Here is a 21,481-nt window from a genome sequence, read left to right as displayed (position 1 = left end):
GCTACCTTCCCTCCGAGAACGGACCTAACAAACGTTAGGTGGAAGGGTGGTCGATGCGCCCACGGGTGCCCGCACTCACGCGGACCCGCCCTGATGGGCGCCCGCCCTCACGGGTGCCCGCCCTCGACCCTCAACCCCCTTGAGCCGCAAAGGAGTCCGGCCGTGCACCTGTCTCGACGCGCGCTGCTCACCGCCACCGGCGCCACCGCCCTGCTCGGCGCCCTGCCCACACAGGCGGTCGCCCGCCCCCGGTCCCCGCAGGCGCCCCCGATCCGGCAGATCCCGCTCCAGGGCGCGGTCAACGTCCGCGACCTCGGCGGCCACCCCACGTACGACGGGAGCCGGGTCCGGTACGGCCTCGCCTACCGGGGCGACCACCTCGCCAAGCTGACCGACGCGGACCTGACCACGCTCGCCGGGCTCGGCCTGGGCACCGTGGTCGATCTGCGGATCCCCCTGGAGGTCGGCCACGACGGCGCCGACCGGCTCCCGGCCGGTGCCGTCCCGGTCCCCCGGCCCGTCACCGACAACGGCCTGTTCGGACAGCTGCTCACCGCGATCGGCTCGCGCGACCCGGTGCGGCAGGAGGAGATGCTGGGCGGCGGCCGGGCCGCCGCGTTCATGCGCGAGGTGTACCGGACGTTCGTCACCGACCCCGCGAACCGGGCCGCCTTCGCGGCGACCCTGCGGGACCTGGCCGACCGCCGCCGCGGGCCCCTGCTCCTGCACTGCACCTCGGGCAAGGACCGCACCGGCTGGGCGAGCTGGCTGCTGCTCACGCTCCTGGGCGTGCCCGACTCCCTCGCCCGGGCGGACTACCTGGCCTCCAACACCTTCCGCGCCGCGTACGACGCAAAGGTGCGGGAGGGATTGAAACAGGCCGGGCTCATGCAGAACCCGGCCCTGATCATTCCGCTCCAGGAGGTGCGGGCGGAGTACCTCGACACCGCCCTGGAGCAGCTGCGCTCCTCGTACGGGAGCGTGTTCCGCTACGTGTCGGACGGCCTCGGCCTGGAGTTCCGCGAGCTGCTCGCGCTGCGCGAACGGCTGGTGCCCGGAGCCTGACGCCCGGAGCGGGCGGCACCCGCTCCGGCGCCCGCGGCGGCACCGCGTCCGCCGCCCGTGCCGGAGCCGGCGCCTCGGCCGCCGCCGGACGCGCGGCCCGAGCCGCCGGCGGCACCGGCGGTGCGGCCCGCGGAGCCCGACGCACGGCCCGAGGAGCCCGCGGCGCGGCCCGAGGCCGTGCCCGCGGTTCCGGAACGGCCCGAGGCCGTGCCCGTACCGGCCGTGCCTCCGGCCCCCGCGGGACGGCGGCGCCGACCGCCGGAACGGCCGCCACCGGCACCGGAGCCGGACCCGGCCGGCTTGCGCGGCTGGGTCGGCTGCGGGGTCTCGACGACGACCGGGACGCCCGAGGGCTCCCGCGCGCCGGTCAGCTCGGCGAGCTGCTCGTCGCTGGACTTGATCTGCGCCGTGCGGGGGCTGATGCCCGCGTGCGACATCAGTCGGCCCATGTCGCGCTTCTGCTCGGGCAGCACCAGGGTGAAGACGCTGCCGGACTCACCGGCGCGGGCGGTGCGGCCGCCGCGGTGCAGGTAGTCCTTGTGGTCCATCGGCGGGTCGACGTTGACGACCATGTCGAGGTCGTCGACGTGGATGCCTCGGGCGGCCACGTTCGTGGCGACGAGCGTGGTGACCTGGCCGCTCTTGAACTGGTCCAGGGTCCGGTTGCGCTGCGGCTGCGAGCGGCCGCCGTGCAGGCCGGAGGCCCGTACACCGTTGGCGAGGAGCCGCTTGACCAGCCGGTCCACGGAGCGCTTGGTGTCCAGGAAGAGGATCGTCCGGCCGTCGCGGGCAGCGATCTTCAGCGTGACGGCCTTCTTGTCGGTCTCGTCCATCACGTACAGGACGTGGTGCTCCATCGTCGTGACCGCGCCGGCCGACGGGTCGACGGAGTGGACGACCGGGTCGTCGAGGAACATCTTGACCAGCCGGTCGACGTTCCGGTCGAGGGTGGCCGAGAACAGCAGGCGCTGCCCGCCCGGCTCGACCTGCTTGAGCAGCTTCGTGACCTGGGGCAGGAAGCCCATGTCGGCCATCTGGTCGGCCTCGTCGAGGACGGTGACGGCGACCTGGTCGAGACGGCAGTCGCCGCGGTCGATGAGGTCGTGCAGCCGGCCGGGCGTGGCGATGAGGATCTCGGCGCCGCGGCGCAGCGCGGACGACTGCCGGCTGATCGACATGCCGCCGACGACGGTGGTGACGCGGAGCCGCAGCGCGGAGGCGTACGGGGTGAGCGCGTCGGTCACCTGCTGGGCGAGCTCGCGGGTGGGCACCAGGACGAGCGCGAGGGGCGCGCCCGGCTCGGCGCGGCGGCCGGCCGAACGGGCCAGGATCGCGAGTCCGAACGCGAGGGTCTTGCCGGAGCCGGTACGCCCCCGGCCGAGCACGTCACGGCCGGCCAGCGAGTTCGGAAGGGTCGCGGCCTGGATCGGGAACGGCTCCGTGACGCCCTGCTCGCCCAGGGTCCGCAGCAGGCCCTCGGGCATGTCGAGGTCGGCGAAGGCGGCCACCGCGGGCAGGGCGGGCGTCACCGTCTCCGGCGGCGTGAACTCGCTCGGCGGCGGGGGCGCGGAGGGACGGCGCCCTCCACGGGAGGCCTTCGGCTGTGACGTGGACTTCGCCTGGGCGGTGCGGGGGCTGCGCTTGTGGGGGCGTTCGGAGCGGATCATGCGTGCCTTTCTGGCCGGTGCTCGCGGCACAGCCAGGGCCCGCACCTGCACGGTGCGGGCCCCGGCTGCTCTACCCGGAACACGCGATACGGGCCCCGGCTGTTTTCCCGGAACGCGCGGTACGAGCCCCGGATGTCTCTACCGGAACAATAGTGCGCCCCGGAACCTTCCCGCCCCTCCCGGCCGATGCCCGGACGGATCAGACCTGACCAGGAGGGTGTGACGTGGGCGACCTCACAGCCGTCCGGTGATCCTGACGGCTTCACGGCGACCGTGACGGCTTCACGGTGACCCTGACGGCACACGGCGACCGTGACGGCTTCCGGTGACCGTGACGGCTCCTCCGTGCCCTCACGTCCGTACGGCGATTCCGTCCAGGACCATGGACAGGTACTGGCGGGCGATCTCCTCGGGGCGGTGCAGGCCGCCCGGCCGGTACCAGGACGCGGCGACCCAGACCGTGTCGCGGACGAAGCGGTAGGTCAGGCGGATGTCCAGGTCGGCGCGGAAGACGCCGGCGGCGACCCCGCGCTCCAGGGTGCCGAGCCAGGCCTTCTCGAACCTGTGCTGCGAGTCGGTGAGGTACTGGAAGCGGGGCTGGTCGGTGAGGTGCCGGGACTCCTTCTGGTAGATGGCGACCGCGGCACGGTGCCGGTCGATCTCACGGAAGGACTCGGTGACCAGGGCCTCGATGGTCTCGCGGGGCCCGAGGCCGGCGTCGAGGACGGCGTCGTACCCCTGCCACAGCTCGTCGAGGAAGGTGGAGAGGATCTCGTCGAGCATCGACTCCTTGGAATCGAAGTGGTAGTAGAGGCTGCCGGCGAGCATGCCCGCGGCGTCCGCGATCTTGCGGACGGTGGTGGCGTTGTACCCCTGCGCGGCGAACACCTCGGCCGCCGTGTCGAGGAGTTCACGGCGCCGCTCGGGCCCGCCGCTCACCGGGGACTTCTTCTTGCTTGAGCTCTGGGGAGTGTTCGGCACGCGTCCATTCTGGCGCCACGGGTGCCGGGCGCCGACGGGGACCGTCCCCGCGGTCACGGCACGAGGCGGGGCGGGCTGTCGTCGTTGCCGCGGCGGAAGGTGCGCGCCGGATGTCCGGGGGACCACGTCCGGACGACGAGTTCGTCGCCGTCCACCCAGGTCCGTACGACCTCGGTCGGGTCCACCCGGAAGAGGTGGAACGGCTGGGGCTCCCCCGCGTCGGCGACGTACCGGGCGACGGTCTCCGGGTCGGTGACCTCGACGGCCCGCCCGGCGACGCGGACGTCTCCGCCGCCCATGCCGGTGCCCTCGCCCAGGTTGGCGAGGAGGCTGAGCCGGGGGTCGCGGCGCAGGTCGCGGGCCTTGCGGGAGCCGGGCATCATGCCGAGCCAGAGTTCACCGAAGCGGAAGCCCACCTCGATGCCGCTGAGCCGGGGCGAGCCGTCCTCGCGCACGGTGGCGAGGGTGTGGTGGGTGTACTGCCCGAAGCGCTCGCGCACGGTCTCGGCGAACGCGGGTTCTACGGCCTCGAAGGCCGACCAGGTGGTTCCGGTGTCTCCCATGCGTCCAGGAGACACCGGATACCCGACACCTACGGTCCGGTATTACTCCGAACGTCCCGGGTCAGGCCGTGGCGGAGCGCTCGGCGGTGCTGCGCTCGACGCAGAACTCGTTGCCCTCCGGGTCGCCCAGGGTCGCCCAGCCGGTGCCGTCCGGGTTGCGGCGGTCGTCGAGGAGGGTCGCGCCGAGGCCGAGCAGCCGCTCGACCTCCTCGTCGCGGGTGCGGTCCTGCGGCTGGAGGTCGAGGTGGATGCGGTTCTTGCCCGTCTTCGGCTCGGGGACCTGGATGAAGAGGAGGCCGGCCCCGGGCGTCTCGACGAGTGCTTCCTCGTCGCCCGGCTTGTCCTCGTCGGAGACCTTGGAGTCCAGGACCTTCGCCCAGAAGGTGGCGAGCGCGTAGGCGTCGGCGCAGTCGATGGTCACGTGTCGTACCAGGGAAGTCATGGCCGTCATGATCGCCCACGGCCCCGACCGCGGGCCACCGGATTCCCCCGCGCTCAGTCGGCGGTGGCGAGTTTCCGCCCCTCGGTCGCGGCCACGAGCGCGGCGAGCGAGGAGCGGGTGCCCTGGAGGTCGTGGAGCTGCTCGTCGATGGCGTCGAGTCGGGCGACCAGCAGCGGGCTGAGGCAGGGCTCGATCTCCCCTTCGCTGCCGCAGACGCAGTCGAGGACCTCGGCGATCACCCGGGTCGGCAGTCCGGCTCCGAGCAGGGCCCGGATCCGGCGCACGACGGAGGGCGCGTCGGAGCCGTACGTCCGCTGCCCGCCGGGGGTGCGCTCCGAGGCGAGGAGGCCCTGCTCCTCGTAGTAGCGGAGCAGCCGGACGCTCACCCCGGTCTCACGCGACAGCTCACCGATCTTCATGTGACCCCCCTCACATCCGCCCGTGCGCGCTTGAACCTCACATCCGTGTGAGCTCCTACGGTCCGAGCATGACGAACAACACGACCGACACGACCAGCGTGACCGACACGGCCGGCGCGACCAGCACGACCGACAGGGCCGGCGCGGCCAGCGCGGCCAGCGCCACCGCCGCGAACGGCACGGCCCGCACGCCCGGCACGGACTCCTCGCACCCGACGATATTCCAGCTCGGCGGCGACCTCCCGGTCAGGCGGATCGGATACGGCACGATGCGACTCGCCGACGGCCCCGGTGACCCGACGGGACCGGAGGCCCGCGTCTGGACGGCCCCCGCCGACCGGGCGGCGGCGATCGCGCTGCTGCGGACGGCAGCCGAGGCGGGCGTCACCCTCTTCGACACGGCCGACGCGTACGCCCTCGGGGCCGGGGAGGAGCTGCTCGCCGAGGCGCTGCGGCCGTACGGCGAGGGGGTCGCGGTCGCCACCAAGGTCGGCGTGGTGCGGCCCTCGCCCACCGAATGGGTGGCGCTCGGGCACCCGGCCTATCTGCGCCAGCAGGCCGAGCTGAGCCTGCGCCGGCTGCGCACCGAGCGGATCGACCTGCTCCATCTGCACCGTCTCGACGAGGCCTTCCCGGTCGCCGAGCAGATCGGCGCCCTGCGGCAGCTCCAGGACGAGGGCAAGGTGCGGCACATCGGCCTCTCGGAGGTGACGGTCGCCCAGTTGACGGAGGCCGAGGCGGTCGCGCCGATCGCGGCCGTGCAGAACCTCTACAACCTGGCGAACCGCGACCACGAGGACGTCGTCGAGCACACCGCCGGACGCGGGATCGCGTTCGTGCCCTTCTTCCCGGTCGCCATGGGCGGGCACGCGGGTCCGGAGGGACCGGTCGCCCGGGTCGCCCGGGAGATCGGCGCCAGCCCTTCGCAGACGGCCCTGGCCTGGCTGCTGCACCGGGCCCCGCACATCCTTCCGATCCCGGGCACGACCTCGGCCGCGCATCTCGTGGAGAACCTGGGCGCGCTCGACGTCAGCCTCACCGAGGAGCAGTTCGCGCGGCTCGGCGAGGAGGTGGGGGACGCCGCGTCATGACCGGACGATGCCCTGGCGTCGCGCCGCCGCGAGCCAGGCCGGGAACTCGGAGACGAGCCTGTCGTACAGCTCCGCGTCCGGGACCCTGCCCGGGTCCCGGCCCGCGTGGAAGAAGCCGCAGTTGTCGACGGGCCGCTTCGCCGGCACGTCCAGTTCGTCGAGCCGGCGCAGGAACTCGAACTGCCGGCTGCCGGGGTCGCCGAAGCCGACGAACTGCCAGAAGATCGGCAGCCGGGCCGCCTTGCAGACGTACCGCTCGGCCGCGAGCCGGTTGATCGGCCCGCCGTCGGTCTGGAAGACGACGAGCGCGGGGGCGGTGGAGCCGCTGTCCAGGTAGTGGTCGATGACGGCGTCCATGGCCAGGTGGTAGCTGGTCTTCCCCATGTGCCCGAGCCCGGCGACGATGCGGTCGATCCGGCCGGCGTGGTCGTCGAGCCGGATCTCGGTCTCGGCGTCGATGTCGGTGGAGAAGAAGACGACGGGGACCCGCCCGTCGTCGTCGAGCTGGGCGGAGAGTCCCAGCACCCGGTCGGCGAGGGCCTGGACGGCGCCACTGGCGTAGTACGGCTTCATCGACCCCGAGTAGTCGACGACGAGGTGGACGGCGACGGGCTGGCCGTCGATCCCGTGCCGCCGCAGCGACTCGCCCGCCTGCTTGTAGAGGCTCACCAGCGCGGGCGCGGTCTCCTCGACCTTCCGCAGACTCATCGCCATGGGTTCTCTCCTCCCGACTCGTCCGTCGCGTCCCTGCCCGTGGCGTCCCCGCCCGCCGCTTCCCGCCCCATCCGCTCGATGTCCGCGAGCATGGCGTCGGCGAGGTCTCGTTCGGCGGCGTAGTACCGCTCGGCCCAGGTGAGGGTGAGCCGGGGGTACGCCCAGGCCTCGTCCGCCGACGCGTCCGCCGCGTCGGCCTCGGCGCGCAGCCGCATGGTTTCGGCGTGGTCCCGGTGGGCGGCGAGGACCTCCCGCATCCGCTCGGGTTCGAGGAGGTGGCCGAGCCAGAGCCGGAGCATCGGCCCGTGCTTGAGGACGGGCGGGTCGAGCGGCGCGGTGCGGGCCCAGGCCTTGACGGCGGAGAGTCCTTCGTCGGTGATCCGGTAGACGCGCTTGTCGCGCGGGCCCGCCTCCGGGGCGACCAGGCGCGAGCCGGCGTATCCGGCCTTCTCCAGGCGCTTGAGCTCGCTGTAGATCTGGCTGAAGGAGGGGCTCCAGTAGAAGAGCCCCAGTGACCGGTCCGACCACTTCTTGAGGTCGTAGCCGGACAACTCCCGCCCGAAGGAGAGCAGTCCGAGCACGGCCCAGCTGGTCGCCGGTAGCGCCGGCACGGTCTCTTCGTCCGCCACGGGCGGCAGTCTACGGCCCTTCCCTCCTCCCCCTATGCCTGCTAGAAGTATTTCGATTAGGCATATTCGCCGTATCTCCTCCGGGAGGAGCGCCCCGTGAAGTTCTCCATGATCTTCGAAGCACAGCTCGTCGACCCGACCCCCGCCCGCGAACACCGCGTCATCCACGACTGCGTCGAACAGGCCGTCCTCGCCGAGGAGATGGGCTTCGACCGGATCTGGGCGGTCGAGCACCACTCCCTCACCCAGTACGCCCACATGAGCGCGTCCGAGGTCTTCCTGACCTGGGTCGCCGCCCGCACCCGCACCATCCGCGTCGGCCACGGCGTGGTCACCATGCCCTTCGGCTACCAGCACCCCGTCCGGGTCGCCGAACGCACCGCCATGCTCGACGTGCTCTCCGGCGGCCGGGTCGACATCGGCGCCGGACGGGGCGCGACCCGCCAGGAGATGCGGATGTTCGGGGTGCGCCCCGAGGACACCGCGCCGCAGACGGAGGAGGCCCTGCGGATCCTCGCCGCCGCGTGGCGCGCGCCGGAGTTCGAATGGCACGGCTCGCTGGACATCGGCCCCGGCGCGATCCTGCCCCGCCCGGTCCAGCGGCCGCACCCGCCGCTCTTCATGGCCTGCTCGCAGCACGCGTCCCTCCGGCAGGCGGCCGAACTCGGCATCGGGGCCCTGGTGATGGGCTTCGCGGGCGCCGAGGACGTCCGCGCGATGCGCGCGGTGTACGACGAGGCGCTCGCCGACCGGGACGGGTCGCGGTTCGTCTCCACCGAGGTCAACGACCACTTCTCCGCCCTCTGCCCGACCGTCGTCCTGGACGACGCCGACCGCGCGCTCCGGCTCGGCACCCGGGGCCAGCGCTTCTTCGCCGAGTCGATCGCCCACTGGTACGGCGGCGCGCCCGCCCCCACCGGATACGCGGAGGACGAGGACCACGCCGGCGCGCTGGCCCGCGAACGGGACGAGCTGATCGCCCGGCTGCACGAGGCGAACGTCCCGGCCCGCCCGGTCGACACCGGCACCTACAACACCGAGCACGCGTACGGCGACGCGGCCACGGCGATCGCGTACGTCGAACGGCTCCGGGAGATCGGCGTCGACGAGGTGATGTGCCTGATCCAGATGGGCACCGTCCCGCAGGAAGCCTGCCTGGAGACCGTCCGCCAGTGGGGCACGAAGGTCATCCCCCACTTCCGGGCCCTGGACACGACCGCGTGAACGCCCCGGGCGGCGAGCTCACGACCGTGACGGCCCCCCGGGGTACCACGTCTGTCACCTCGGCGCCGGCGGCTTCCGGGCAGAAGTCCACCTGGAAATCGGCATGTTGGCGAACGTCCACGTCTCCCTTCGAGAGCCCTCCGCGCGCTGTGGCGTTCTGGAATCATGGGCGCCCAGGGTGCCACGCAGGGGAGTTGGGGGTGAAGGTGAACTCGACGACGTACGCGTCGACGGACGCAGCCGGGGAGCCGGATGTGACCGGGAGGCGGCGGGCACTGCTCATCGGCGTGGGGAAGACCCCGTTCCTGAAACGGGACAAGGCACTCTCCATGCGCTACCCCCCGCTCGACTTCGTCGACCGCGACATAGAGATGGTGGGATCCGCCCTCGCCGAGTCCGGCTACGACATCGACACCCTGCACCCGGGCCACACCGACATGGAGCGACGGGACACGACGTGCGGCTCGATCGAGACCGCCCTCGAGGACTTCATGCTCTCGTGCCGGGCAGGGGACACCGCGTTCCTCTACTTCTCCTGCCACGGTGTAACCGTCGGCGAGCGCGAGTACCTGCTCACCGCCGACGCCAGGCCTCGCGCCGACGGGTCGCTGTTCGGTCGGGCGATGCTCGAGGTCAGCCCAGAGGTCCTCCTCGGCGGCCTCCCCGCGGGCGTCACGGTCGTGGTCTGCCTCGATACCTGCCGCGTCGAGGATCCATCCTCGCCCACGGACCCGCACGAGACTCCACTCGTGAACTCCGCATACCGCGATGTGGCCTGGCTTCGCGCGAGCGGCCGCGGCCAGCCGGCCTACGCCGACCCCGAGAAGGGCAGCTACTTCGGTATCGCTCTCTCCGAGGCCCTGTCGCGGAACAGTCCCCCGAAGACCTTCAAGGACGTTCACGACTTCGTCCGAAATCGGGTCGAGCGGCTCGCTTCACGGCTCGTAGAGCCCCCGCCGACGGTCGAATTCCAGTGCGTGGAGGGCCTCGCGGACCGGCTGGTTCTCTGCCGGGGCTCGCGGGTGACCCAGCGCTGGGCCGATGCGATCAGTGCTTCCACACTCTGGCAGCACACCTCGCACGACGCGGCCACACACGACCGGGTCAAGGAAAGGTTGTCCGACCTCGCGCGCGAGGTCGCGAAGAGTCGCCTTGTCACGGACTCGGCGCTCGTCACCCCGTGGAGCGACCCCGACTACCCCCTCCGGGTGGTGGAGCGCCTCGGCCGGCTCGTCGAGGCCGCCCGCCTCACCGGCGGCGAGCGGCTCTCCCCCGCCGAGACCGCGGCGCTACTCGCTGCTCCCCTGCTTCACGAAGGCGTCGTGGCCATCGCTCTGAGCGAGCTGGCGGCATTGCGGCCGGACAGGATCGACCGGCGCGAGGGCGGACGGGGGCGCGAAGCCCTCACCCCGCACGACCGCCTGGTGTGCGACGCGGCTCGGGATGTGTCCCGCGCCCACTCGCAGGTGAGCCTGGCTGCCGAGACTCTGCGTCAGCGTCATCTCCACGAGCCGGCCGCGGCGGCCGACCACTGGCTGCGACACCGGTTCATCGCCGACTGGGACCGACTGTGGGACCGTACAGGCGACTACCCGGCGGTCGACCACCTGCTGGACATGGTGACAGCGGCGGTAACTGCCGGTTCCCCCAGCGAACCTTCACCTCAGAAACGCACACTGATCGAGCGCCAACTCCGCCAGGTACTGGCTCACGTCACGGTCGCACCAGGCAGCAGCCCTCGGATCAACGACAGCGGCGAACTCCGCTGGAACGAGCATCCCGCCGTTCCCGGAAACACGTGGCGCGCCCGCGACCTCGCGTACCTCGTCTGGCTGGCGTCCCTCTTGTCCGCCGACCCCCGGCGCATGTCCAGCGTGCTGGTCGACCACCTGGGTGCGCATCGCCGCCTCGTGCCCTCGGACGTCACTGCGGCACTCTCCGAGTACCGCCTCGAGTCCGCCGACGAGCACATGCCGACGGACGGTGGGGACGGGTACGACCTCGCGGTCAACTTCCTCTGCCCGCACCCCGCGCTGCACGCGGCCGTGGAGGAGCTGGCAGCCACCGCCGACGCCTCGGTCCGCGCACTCCACCGGGGCTGGAAGGATGCACGCACCACCGCGCCGGACCTGCTGCGCGGCATCCCACGCAAGGTGACCACGGACTTCCTGGAGCCGCTGGAACAGCAGTACACCAAGCCGCTGGAGCGCTTCCGGCTCGCCGAGGACGAGATCCGCCCGCTGCTCATGGGCACCCAGCTGTACGGCGACAAGATGCTCGCCGTCAGGGAGCTCTACCAGAACGCCCTGGACGCCTGCCGCTACCGGCAGCTGCGTGCCGCGTATGGAGAGCGGCTGAACACGTGCCGGGCGAGAGGGCATGAGCCCGAGATCTCCTTCGTCCAGGCGTACGACGAGGAGGATCGCCCGTACATCGAGTGCCGCGACACGGGGACCGGCATGAGCCGCCGGAAGCTCACTTCGATGTTCGCGCGGGCCGGCAAGCGATACGAGCAGGATCCGGACTTCGTCCAGGAGCGCAGGAACTGGCGGCGCGCCGGCATCGAGCCGATCCCCTTCAACAGCCGTTTCGGCATCGGAGTGTTCAGCTACTTCATGCTTGCCGAAGAGGTCGTGGTCACCACCGCCACCATCGACCTCCACGGCAACCCGTCCCGTACGGAGGCCCCGCTCCAGGCCACCATCCAGTCCGGCTCGGGCCTCCTGGAGATCGTGGAGACCACCGACGCTCCGGAACGCGGTGGGACGGTGGTCCGCCTCTACCTGAGCGCGGACGGCGAGACACCGCCGTCACTGGTGGAGACGCTGCGGAAACTGCTGTGGGTGAGCGACCACCGGGTGACGGCGCTCGAACTGGACCGCGAGGGCAACAAGATCCGCTCTGAGGAGTGGTCACCGGGCGAGCTCAAGGCGGCGGAGGACTGGCCGGAGGACCCGGCGCGGGCGGGGACCGACGCATGGCTCGTCCAGGGCCAGGGCCAGCTCCTCCTCGACGGCGTGGTGATCAAGAACGCGCCGGAGGTCGACGGCTATGTCTTCAACCTGCGCGAACGCGACCAGCCGGTCCCGACGGTGGACCGAAACGGGCTGGTCGACTGGGATCAGGAAGGAGTGGAGGAGCGGCTGCTCGACGGCGTGACCGAGGCAGTCGCAAGCTTCGCGGAGGTGCGGTTGCGGTGGCTGTGGGAACTCGCCCTCACCGAACCGGCCCTGGCCGTGAAGGTCTTCGACTCGCTCGACGAAGACGCCTTGGGAGTCCTGCACGCGACACAGGACGAACGAAGCCTGGCCAACTCCGCGTTCCGGCTGCGTGAGGTGGGGTGCCTGCCCTTCGACGGACGATCCATCCGGCTGCGGCACTACGAGCAGGCGTTCCGTGCGGAGCGCCTGTACGAAGGTGACCTGTTCGTCCAATGGCGGAACTCCGTGCTGGACGTGTTCAGCGAGGTACGCAGACCCTTCACGCCCAGTGGGTACCCTCGGCCCCAAGGCATTGATGCGCTCCTCTTCGACAGGGTCGTGCCCGATGGATCTTGGGCCGCTGCCCTGTGGGCGGCAGCACTCACCGGTCAACCCCTCTCGACGGCCGTGCGCGCGCAACGGCGCTACGCCATCGCCGGTGTGCCGGTGCCCGAAACCACCGACATCCGCGCTCTGGACGCTGTGACACCGACCGTACTCATGGCCGACCTGTACTTCGCCGAGAGGGAGGCGCGGCGGCGCGAGTCGGTCGAGGGGCATCCGATGCCGGCAGCCTTCGCGCCGCTCCTTCCCGTAGCCGCAGCCCACGGCATTCTGCTGACCGAGGCGCTCGCGGGCGCCCGAGAACTGACCCGCTGGGTACCCGTTCCCGGCTGGGACGACGTTCCCCCGTTCGCAGAGGGCGTTGTCCTCGAGACGGAGGCGAGCTTGCTCGCCTCCGACATCAGTCTGGTCACAGAGCGAAGTAGCCAACTCTGGCACGGGGGCTCGGTCCACCCCGTGGACCTGCTCGTGCGCGCCTCCTCCGTCAAGCAGCGTGAACAGCTAGCCGAACGAATCCGGGAGCTGGCACCTCTGGGGTTCCGCCTTGCGCCGGAGGTGTCCGATGCCACTCTCGGCCATCGACCGCTCACCGGTGACGAGCGGCGCCTGCTCTCGTACGACGTGGACGGTGAGCCCCCCTGGGTCAGGCGTGACTTCAGCCTCCTCGACGTCTTCAAGCGGTCCCAGAGCATGCGAGTTCCGGTTGGCCGAGTGGTGGAACAGATCAACCACCTCACCGCTGCCACAAGCCTCGCGGCACCTGCAATCCCCGACGCCGTCGCCGATTGGACCGTGCCCCGTTGGGTCGGGGGGCTCTTTCCCTTCGAGTCGGAGACCGGCACTCCCTCCTTCGGCCCATGGCGCATCGCCGCCGCCGTGCGCAATGCCGACATCAGCAACGGCTTCGCCTCACTGAGGCAGGACCTGCGGCATCTGGATGTGTGCGGCTTGCTTACTCCCGGGTGCCTTGCCCTCGTCGAGGCGAACCTCGAAAAGATCAGCTCGATGGACCCCTTTCTGGACCGCCTCCTCGACATGGTTCATCCGTTCTCGGCCTATCGCGGTGGGCGCTGGGACATCGACGCGCGAGGCCTGTGTGTCGAGCCGTTGACCCTGCTCGCCGCCCGGGAGAAAGGCACTCTCGGTGCTCAGATCGACCAGGTGGAGGCACTCGCCCTGCCCTTTCCCTTGAAGATCGTCGAACTCTCCGAGCCCTTTCGTAGCCTTGCCCCCCATCTGTCGATCTCGACATTGTTCGAGGAGGGGATGCGGGAGGGACGGATGCTCTTCCGCACCGTGCTGACCTGTCAACAGCTCTTGTACCTGGCCAAGCGCTCCCGTCAAAGCCTTGGTGACGCCTTCCGAACCGCTCTCGCCTTCCAGGCCGTCGGTGGCCCCACTCTCCCCGGCCCCTTCACCGGACCCGACTCCGAGACTCTGGAGGGCTTTCTCACCGACGAGTTCGACCTGGCCGCCTTCGACCCGGGGCTGCTGGGCCCCGGGCGCCTCGGTCCGCTCGAACTCGTCCTCGTCGCCGGCCGGTTCGGCTGGACGCTCGCGAGGACCTACGAGCGGTACGCGCCCTTCCGGGCCCTCGGGCTCCAGGTCACCACGCTCGAACCGGAGGGCGAGGAAGGCGGCATCATCCCCGGCTGGCGTGATGTCCTCGTCCTCACCGAACGGTTGACCGGTCGAGCTCCCGCAATCGCGGGAACCGTCACCGACGAGCACGTCGTCCTCTGTGCCGAGGAGACCGAGCAGTCCGAGAACGATGTCCGTGAGATCCTCCACCGCTACGCCCGGTTGTTCTCACTCGTCGTTCCCACGCACAGAGGACCGCAAGCATGAGTTCCCCCATTCCCTGGCAGCGCAAGCCCTTCCCTCCCACCCAGCCCCTGACCGCCTTCCTCTGGCACGTGCGGAGCGAGGGCGACGGCGTGGAGGCCGCCGGCGAATGTCCCCAGTGCCGGTGCGTCACCAAGAACGTCATCGCGGGGGTCCAGTACGTCACCAAGGGCCCCTCGAAGCCCCTGCGGGATCTTCTGGCCACAGGCTCGCCCAGGCATGCCAGATGCGAGTGCACGACCTGGCATGTGAATCGGCCGGACGGGGTCCCGGACGGCTGTGGAGCCTCGTTCTGGATCGCGCTTCCGCCGGGGGGAATCTCCTTGTGAGTGACTTCACCGACGACGAGCTGTGGAACGCCTCCCTGCGGGGGCGGGCGATGGCGAGCCCGCCCGAGCGGCTGCGGGCCGCGCTCCAGCAGGCTGAGGGATACCGGAACTTCCTCACCACGCTCACAGGATTGCTCACCGTGATCTTCGTGCTCAAGGGGCAGGAGAACCTGAGCAGGATGACCACAGGCCCGAGGTGGTGGGTGATCGGGCTGCTCGCCGGGGCTTTCCTGCTCCTCCTTGTGGCCTCCTGGATGATGGTCTCAGCCGTTCACGAACGGCCGGACGAGGAAGTGCTCACCGACGCGGAGTACCTGCTGAACTACGAGAAGGAGCGGGCTGCCACCGTCCGGCGCACCACCGCCTGGGCCCGCTGGATGGGCCTCGTAGGCGTCCTCGCCGTGTCGGCAGCCTCCCTGATCACCTGGATCTTCCCCGGTCCGGTGAGCTGACCCGGCCGGTCCCGTCTCCCCGCCTTCGGACGCGCAACAGCGCCCACCCAGTCGTCCGGTCGGGGACATTCGGGGGGCGCCGCGCTCAGTTCCGTACCTCGTTGTACGGGACGTTCTCGGGGTGATCCGGTCGGATCAGACCATCAGCGAACGGTCCGTCGGGCGGATCGGGGCCGGCAGGGAGCTGGCGCCGGTCAGGTAGCGGTCCACGCCTCGGGCGGCCGAGCGGCCCTCGGCGATGGCCCAGACGATGAGCGACTGACCGCGGCCGGCGTCGCCGGCGACGTACACGCCATCGACGTTGGTGGCGAAGTCCGCGTCTCGGGCGATGTTACCCCGCTCGTCGAGGTCCAGACCAAACTGGGCGACCAGGCCGTTCTCCACGTCGGTGCCGGTGAAGCCCATCGCGAGCGTGACCAGCTGGGCGGGGATGCTGCGCTCCGTGCCCGGCTTCTGGGTCAGCTTGCCGTCGACGAACTCGACCTCGATGAGGTGGAGGGACTGGACGTTGCCGTCCTCGTCGCCCTCGAAGTGGGTGGTGGAGACGGAGTAGACCCGCTCGCCGCCCTCCTCGTGCGCGGAGGTGACCTTGTACAGCATGGGGAAGGTCGGCCAGGGCTGGCCCGGGTTCCGCTCCTCGCCCGGCCGGGGCATGATCTCCAGCTGCGTGACCGAGGCCGCGCCCTGGCGGTGGGCGGTGCCGACGCAGTCGGCGCCGGTGTCGCCGCCGCCGATGACGACGACGTGCTTGCCCTCGGCGGTGATCGGCGGGGCGACGAAGTCACCCTCGACGACCTTGTTCGCCAGCGGCAGGTACTCCATCGCCTGGTGGATGCCGTTCAGCTCGCGGCCGGGGACGGGCAGGTCGCGGGCGGTGGTGGCGCCGGCGGCGATGACCACCGCGTCGAACCGCTTGCGCAGGTCCGTCGACGTCAGGTCGCGGCCGACCTCGATGCCCGTGCGGAACTTGGTGCCCTCCGCGCGCATCTGCTCGATGCGGCGGTTGATGTGCCGCTTCTCCATCTTGAACTCGGGGATGCCGTAGCGCAGCAGGCCGCCGATGCGGTCGGCGCGCTCGTACACGACCACGGTGTGGCCGGCCCGGGTGAGCTGCTGGGCGGCGGCGAGGCCCGCCGGGCCCGAGCCGATGACGGCGGCGGTCTTGCCGGAGAGGCGCTCGGGCACCTGCGGCTTGACGTCGTTCGCGTCCCAGGCCTTGTCGATGATGGAGACTTCGACGTTCTTGATGGTGACGGCCGGCTGGTTGATGCCGAGCACGCACGCGGACTCGCACGGAGCCGGGCACAGGCGGCCGGTGAACTCCGGGAAGTTGTTGGTGGCGTGCAGCCGCTCCGACGCCGCCGCCCAGTCCTCGCGGTAGGCGTAGTCGTTCCACTCGGGGATCAGGTTCCCGAGCGGGCAGCCGTTGTGGCAGAACGGGATGCCGCAGTCCATGCAGCGGCCGGCCTGCTTGCTGATGATCGGCAGCAGGGAGCCGGGGACGTAGACCTCGTTCCAGTCCCTGACGCGCTCGCCCACGGGGCGGGTCTGCGCGACCTCGCGACCGGTGGTCAGGAAGCCCTTGGGGTCAGCCATGGGTCGCCGCCTCCATCATCTTCTCGGTGGTCTCGGCCTCGGAGAGACCGGCGAGCTCAGCGGCGTCCTTGGCGGCGAGCACTGCCTTGTACGTGGTGGGGATGATCTTGCTGAACCGGTCCGCGTGCGCGTCCCAGTCGGCGAGGAGCTTCTCGGCGACCGTGGAGCCGGTCTCCTCGTGGTGGCGGCGCACGACATCGTGCAGCCACGCCTTGTCGGTGTCCGACAGGGCCTCGATCGCGCCCAGGTTGCCGGAGTTGACGTTGTCCCGGTCGAGGTCGACGACGTAGGCGACACCGCCCGACATGCCGGCCGCGAAGTTGCGTCCGGTCTCGCCGAGGACGACCGCCGTGCCACCGGTCATGTACTCGCAGCCGTGGTCGCCCACGCCCTCCGAGACGACCAGGGCGCCGGAGTTGCGGACGCAGAAGCGCTCGCCGGTGCGGCCGCGGAGGAACAGTTCGCCGCCGGTCGCGCCGTACCCGATCGTGTTGCCCGCGATCGTGGAGTACTCGGCGAGGTGGTCGGCGCCCCGGTCGGGGCGGACGATCACGCGGCCGCCGGAGAGGCCCTTGCCGACGTAGTCGTTGGCGTCGCCCTCCAGGCGGAGGGTGACACCGCTCGGCAGGAAGGCGCCGAACGACTGGCCCGCGGAGCCGGTGAAGGTGATGTCGATGGTGTCGGCCGGGAGGCCGGCGCCGCCGAACCGCTTCGTCACCTGGTGGCCGAGCATGGTGCCGACCGTGCGGTTGATGTTGCGGATGGCGACCTGGGCGCGGACCGGCTGGGCCTCCTCGGCGGAGGCGGCGTTCAGGGCCTCGGCGGCGAGCTGGATCAGCTCGTTGTCGAGGGCCTTCTCCAGGCCGTGGTCCTGCTCGATCAGGGCGTGGCGGACCGCGCCCTCGGGCAGCTCCGGCACGTAGAAGAGCGGCTCCAGGTCGAGACCCTGCGCCTTCCAGTGGGTGACGGCGCGGCTGGTGTCGAGCAGCTCGGCGTGGCCGACGGCCTCTTCGATGCTGCGGAAGCCCAGCTCGGCGAGGAGCTCGCGGACCTCCTCGGCGATGAACTCGAAGAAGTTGACGACGAACTCGGGCTTGCCGGAGAAGCGGTCGCGGAGGACCGGGTTCTGGGTGGCGATGCCGACCGGGCAGGTGTCCAGGTGGCAGACGCGCATCATGACGCAGCCGGAGACGACGAGCGGCGCGGTGGCGAAGCCGAACTCCTCGGCGCCGAGCAGCGCGGCGATGACGACGTCGCGGCCGGTCTTGAGCTGGCCGTCGGTCTGGACGACGATCCGGTCGCGCAGGCCGTTGAGCAGCAGCGTCTGCTGGGTCTCGGCGAGGCCGAGCTCCCAGGGGCCGCCCGCGTGCTTGAGCGAGGTGAGCGGCGAGGCGCCCGTACCGCCGTCGTGGCCGGAGATGAGGACGACGTCCGCGTGGGCCTTGGAGACACCTGCGGCGACCGTGCCGACGCCGACCTCGGAGACCAGCTTCACGTGGATGCGGGCGACCGGGTTGGCGTTCTTGAGGTCGTGGATCAGCTGGGCCAGATCCTCGATGGAGTAGATGTCGTGGTGCGGCGGCGGCGAGATGAGGCCGACGCCGGGCGTCGAGTGACGCGTCTTGGCGACCCACGGGTAGACCTTGTGGCCGGGCAGCTGGCCGCCCTCGCCGGGCTTGGCGCCCTGGGCCATCTTGATCTGGATGTCGTCGGCGTTGACCAGGTACTCGCTGGTGACGCCGAAGCGGCCGGAGGCGACCTGCTTGATCGCGGAGCGGCGGGCCGGGTCGTAGAGGCGGTCGGGGTCCTCGCCGCCCTCACCGGTGTTGGACTTGGCGCCCAGCTGGTTCATGGCGACGGCGAGGGTCTCGTGCGCCTCGCGGGAGATGGAGCCGTACGACATGGCGCCGGTGGAGAAGCGCTTGACGATCTCGGCGACCGGCTCGACCTCGTCGACCGGGATCGCGGGGCGGTCGGAGCTGAGGCCGAAGAGGCCGCGGAGCGTCATGAGGCGCTCGGACTGCTCGTTCACCCGGTCCGTGTACTGCTTGAAGATGTCGTACCGCTTGTTGCGCGTGGCGTGCTGCAGGCGGAAGACGGTCTCCGGGTCGAACAGGTGCGGCTCGCCCTCGCGGCGCCACTGGTACTCGCCGCCGATGTCCAGGAGGCGGTGCGCCGAGGGGACGCCGGAGACGGGGTACGCCTTGGCGTGGCGGGCGGCGACCTCCTTGGCGACGACGTCGAGGCCGGCGCCGCCGATCTTGGTGGCCGTGCCGTTGAAGTACGTGGCGACGAAGGTCTCGTCGAGGCCGACGGCCTCGAAGACCTGGGCGCCGCGGTAGGAGGCGACGGTGGAGATGCCCATCTTGGACATGACCTTGAGGACGCCCTTGCCGAGGGCGTAGATCAGGTTCCGGATGGCCTGCTCGGCCTCCAGGTCCTCGATGAAGGTGCCGGCGCGGACCAGGTCCTCGACGGACTCCATGGCGAGGTACGGGTTGACCGCCGCGGCGCCGTAGCCGATGAGCAGGGCGACGTGGTGGACCTCGCGGACGTCACCGGCCTCGACGAGCAGACCCACCTTGGTGCGCTGCTTGGTGCGGATGAGGTGGTGGTGGACGGCCGCGGTGAGCAGCAGCGAGGGGATCGGCGCGTGCTCGGCGTCGGAGTGCCGGTCGGAGAGCACGATGAGGCGGGCGCCGCCCTCGATGGCGGTGTCGGCCTCGGCGCAGATGGCGTCGAGGCGGGCGGCGAGGGCGTCGCCGCCGCCGGAGACCCGGTAGAGGCCGGAGAGGGTCGCGGCCTTCATGCCGGGCATGTCGCCGTCGGCGTTGATGTGGATGAGCTTGGCCAGCTCGTCGTTGTCGATCACCGGGAAGGGCAGGGTGACGCTGCGACACGTCGAGGAGGTGGGCTCGAGCAGGTTGCTGCCGGGGCCGAGCGAGGAGCGCAGCGAGGTCACGAGCTCTTCGCGGATGGCGTCCAGCGGCGGGTTGGTGACCTGCGCGAACAGCTGGGTGAAGTAGTCGAAGAGCAGCCGCGGGCGGGCGGACAGGGCCGCGATCGGCGAGTCCGTGCCCATGGAGCCGAGGGGCTCGCCGGCGGTGCGGGCCATCGGCGCGAGGATGACGCGGAGCTCTTCCTCGGTGTAGCCGAAGGTCTGCTGGCGGCGGGTGACCGAGGCGTGGGTGTGCACGATGTGCTCGCGCTCGGGGAGGTCGGAGAGCTCGATCTCGCCGGTCTCCAGCCACTCCTCGTAGGGGTGCTCGGCGGCGAGGGCGGCCTTGATCTCGTCGTCCTCGACGATGCGGTGCTCGGCGGTGTCGACAAGGAACATCTTGCCGGGCTGGAGGCGGCCCTTGCGGACGACCTTGGCGGGGTCGATGTCGAGGACGCCGACCTCGGAGGAGAGGACGACGAGGCCCTCGTCGGTGACCCAGTAGCGGCCGGGGCGCAGTCCGTTGCGGTCGAGGACCGCGCCGACCTGGACGCCGTCGGTGAAGGTGACGCAGGCCGGACCGTCCCAGGGCTCCATCATCGTGGAGTGGTACTGGTAGAAGGCGCGGCGGGCCGGGTCCATCGTCTCGTGGTTCTCCCACGCCTCCGGGACCATCATCAGGACCGCGTGGGGCAGGGAGCGGCCACCGAGGTGGAGCAGCTCCAGGACCTCGTCGAAGGAGGCCGAGTCGGAGGCGTCCGGGGTGCAGATCGGGAAGATCCGGTCGAGCGGGCCCTCGCCGAAGACGGTGGAGTCGAGCTGGGCCTCGCGGGCGGTCATCCAGTTCCGGTTGCCCTTGACGGTGTTGATCTCACCGTTGTGGGCGACGAAGCGGTACGGGTGGGCCAGCGGCCAGCTCGGGAAGGTGTTGGTGGAGAACCGGGAGTGGACGAGGGCCACGGCGGTGGCGCAGCGGCGGTCCGACAGGTCCGGGAAGAAGGGCTCCAGCTGGCCGGTGGTCAGCATGCCCTTGTAGACGATGGTGCGGGCGGAGAGCGACGGGAAGTACGTCGCGGCCTCGCGCTCGGCGCGCTTGCGCAGGACGAAGGCCTTGCGGTCGAGCGCGATGCCGGTGGCGTCGCCGGCCGAGTCGGCGACGAAGAGCTGGCGGAAGACCGGCATGGTGGCGCGGGCGGAGGCGCCGAGCAGTTCGGGGGCGACGGGGACGTCACGCCAGCCGAGGACGTTCAGGCCCTCTTCGGCGGCGATCGCCTCGATCTTCGCGGCGGTCTCGTCGGTGCCGTCCTCGGGGAGGAAGGCGATGCCGACGGCGTACGCGCCGGCCTCGGGGAGCTCGAATCCGGCGACCTCGCGGAGGAAGGCGTCCGGGACCTGGAGCAGGATGCCGGCGCCGTCACCGGAGTCGGGCTCGGAGCCGGTGGCGCCGCGGTGCTCGAGGTTGCGCAGTACGGTCAGCGCCTGCTCGACCAGCGCGTGGCTGGCTACACCGGTGAGGGTGGCCACGAACCCGACACCGCAGGCGTCGTGTTCGTTACGGGGGTCGTACATCCCCTGCGGAGCAGGGCGACCGTCCATGGGCGACCAGGCGTCGGAACGCATCGGCTCTCCCGTCGTCGTCGTGGCTGGGGGCATCTCCCAGACCACGTCTGGGGGAGCTCTGCTGCCGAGGGACGACGTTGGCCCTCCGCGAAATTTCGTGCAGGTTACATGATGGCTGGTTTCTCGCTACGTGGATAGCGTGTTCCAACATGCGGACACCACCGATACGGAGCGGTGGTGTGGGTTCACCTGTGGTTTGCGAGGTCAGAGGCCTGTCTCGCGGGGACGGATCGACGTGATCCGGAGGATCTCCGGGTCGTCGGCGACCCGTCACTGTGTGGGCTTCGTTGCCCAGCGACGCTCAGGCCTCATTCCCGTTGGTCACGGGTTCGAAACCGCCGAGTAACCGGCTACATATGTG

The 21,481-nt window shown here is 70.9% G+C and carries 13 protein-coding genes and 1 pseudogene; 5 read left to right on the top strand and 9 right to left on the bottom strand.

Features of this window, described 5'->3' with window-relative positions; translation table 11 throughout:
• Window positions 1–162: 162 nt before the first annotated feature.
• On the top strand, window positions 163–1,065 hold the full coding sequence (locus AMK27_RS33605) for a tyrosine-protein phosphatase (protein WP_073916958.1): 903 nt from the start codon (window positions 163–165) through the stop codon (window positions 1,063–1,065).
• Here AMK27_RS33605 and AMK27_RS33600 read toward each other — a convergent pair.
• From AMK27_RS33600 to AMK27_RS33580, 5 genes and pseudogenes are all read right to left on the bottom strand, one after another.
• Complete coding sequence (locus AMK27_RS33600) at window positions 990–2,732, bottom strand: DEAD/DEAH box helicase (RefSeq protein ID WP_073916955.1); 1,743 nt, start codon at window positions 2,730–2,732, stop codon at window positions 990–992. The genes AMK27_RS33605 and AMK27_RS33600 overlap by 76 nt on opposite strands.
• A gap of 351 nt (window positions 2,733–3,083) precedes the next feature.
• Window positions 3,084–3,713, bottom strand: a complete 630-nt coding sequence (locus AMK27_RS33595) for a TetR/AcrR family transcriptional regulator (protein ID WP_073916952.1) — start codon at window positions 3,711–3,713, stop codon at window positions 3,084–3,086.
• A gap of 53 nt (window positions 3,714–3,766) precedes the next feature.
• Entirely contained in the window at window positions 3,767–4,276 is a 510-nt protein-coding gene (locus AMK27_RS33590) for a pyridoxamine 5'-phosphate oxidase family protein (protein WP_073916949.1), read from the bottom strand.
• 70 nt (window positions 4,277–4,346) lie between these two features.
• Window positions 4,347–4,718: pseudogene (locus tag AMK27_RS42460) on the bottom strand (VOC family protein); the annotation flags it as partial.
• 53 nt (window positions 4,719–4,771) lie between these two features.
• Window positions 4,772–5,137 (bottom strand): MerR family transcriptional regulator, encoded by a 366-nt coding sequence (locus AMK27_RS33580; RefSeq protein ID WP_073916943.1) that lies wholly within the window; start codon window positions 5,135–5,137, stop codon window positions 4,772–4,774.
• Window positions 5,138–5,205: 68 nt separating this feature from the next.
• Here AMK27_RS33580 and AMK27_RS33575 point away from each other — a divergent pair, with 68 nt between their 5' ends.
• Window positions 5,206–6,228 carry an aldo/keto reductase gene (locus AMK27_RS33575; RefSeq protein ID WP_079188671.1) on the top strand — a complete coding sequence of 341 codons (1,023 nt, stop codon included), beginning with the start codon at window positions 5,206–5,208 and terminating at the stop codon, window positions 6,226–6,228.
• On the opposite strand, the gene AMK27_RS33570 is transcribed toward AMK27_RS33575, so the two are convergent.
• A complete protein-coding gene (locus AMK27_RS33570) occupies window positions 6,223–6,942 on the bottom strand; it encodes a vWA domain-containing protein (protein ID WP_073916940.1) in 720 nt (239 codons plus the stop codon). The genes AMK27_RS33575 and AMK27_RS33570 overlap by 6 nt on opposite strands.
• Window positions 6,933–7,571: a PadR family transcriptional regulator gene (locus tag AMK27_RS33565; protein ID WP_073916936.1), complete on the bottom strand. Its 639-nt coding sequence runs from the start codon at window positions 7,569–7,571 to the stop codon at window positions 6,933–6,935. The genes AMK27_RS33570 and AMK27_RS33565 overlap by 10 nt, the downstream gene beginning before the upstream one ends.
• 96 nt (window positions 7,572–7,667) lie before the next feature.
• Between AMK27_RS33565 and AMK27_RS33560 the strand changes: the two genes are divergently transcribed.
• The 3 genes from AMK27_RS33560 (at window position 7,668) to AMK27_RS33550 (ending at window position 14,966) form a co-directional block, all read left to right on the top strand.
• Window positions 7,668–8,795 carry an LLM class flavin-dependent oxidoreductase gene (locus tag AMK27_RS33560; RefSeq protein WP_073916933.1) on the top strand — a complete coding sequence of 376 codons (1,128 nt, stop codon included), beginning with the start codon at window positions 7,668–7,670 and terminating at the stop codon, window positions 8,793–8,795.
• 200 nt (window positions 8,796–8,995) lie between these two features.
• Window positions 8,996–14,188, top strand: coding sequence for an HD domain-containing protein (locus AMK27_RS33555; protein ID WP_158076941.1), 5,193 nt, complete (start codon window positions 8,996–8,998; stop codon window positions 14,186–14,188).
• Between the two features lie 322 nt (window positions 14,189–14,510).
• Window positions 14,511–14,966, top strand: coding sequence for a hypothetical protein (locus AMK27_RS33550; RefSeq protein ID WP_241847683.1), 456 nt, complete (start codon window positions 14,511–14,513; stop codon window positions 14,964–14,966).
• Between the two features lie 135 nt (window positions 14,967–15,101).
• Here AMK27_RS33550 and AMK27_RS33545 read toward each other — a convergent pair whose 3' ends face one another.
• Together AMK27_RS33545 and gltB are read right to left on the bottom strand one after the other, a co-directional pair.
• Window positions 15,102–16,562, bottom strand: a complete 1,461-nt coding sequence (locus AMK27_RS33545) for a glutamate synthase subunit beta (RefSeq protein ID WP_073916927.1) — start codon at window positions 16,560–16,562, stop codon at window positions 15,102–15,104.
• Complete coding sequence (gltB, locus tag AMK27_RS33540; protein WP_073916924.1) at window positions 16,555–21,120, bottom strand: glutamate synthase large subunit; 4,566 nt, start codon at window positions 21,118–21,120, stop codon at window positions 16,555–16,557. Before gltB ends, AMK27_RS33545 begins: the two co-directional genes overlap by 8 nt.
• Window positions 21,121–21,481 lie beyond the last annotated feature (361 nt).

It is taken from the genome of Streptomyces sp. CB02009 (genome assembly GCF_001905825.1).
Lineage (GTDB): Bacteria > Actinomycetota > Actinomycetes > Streptomycetales > Streptomycetaceae > Streptomyces.
Note: the sequence above shows the minus strand (reverse complement) of the source record. Positions and strands in the feature narration are given on the sequence as shown.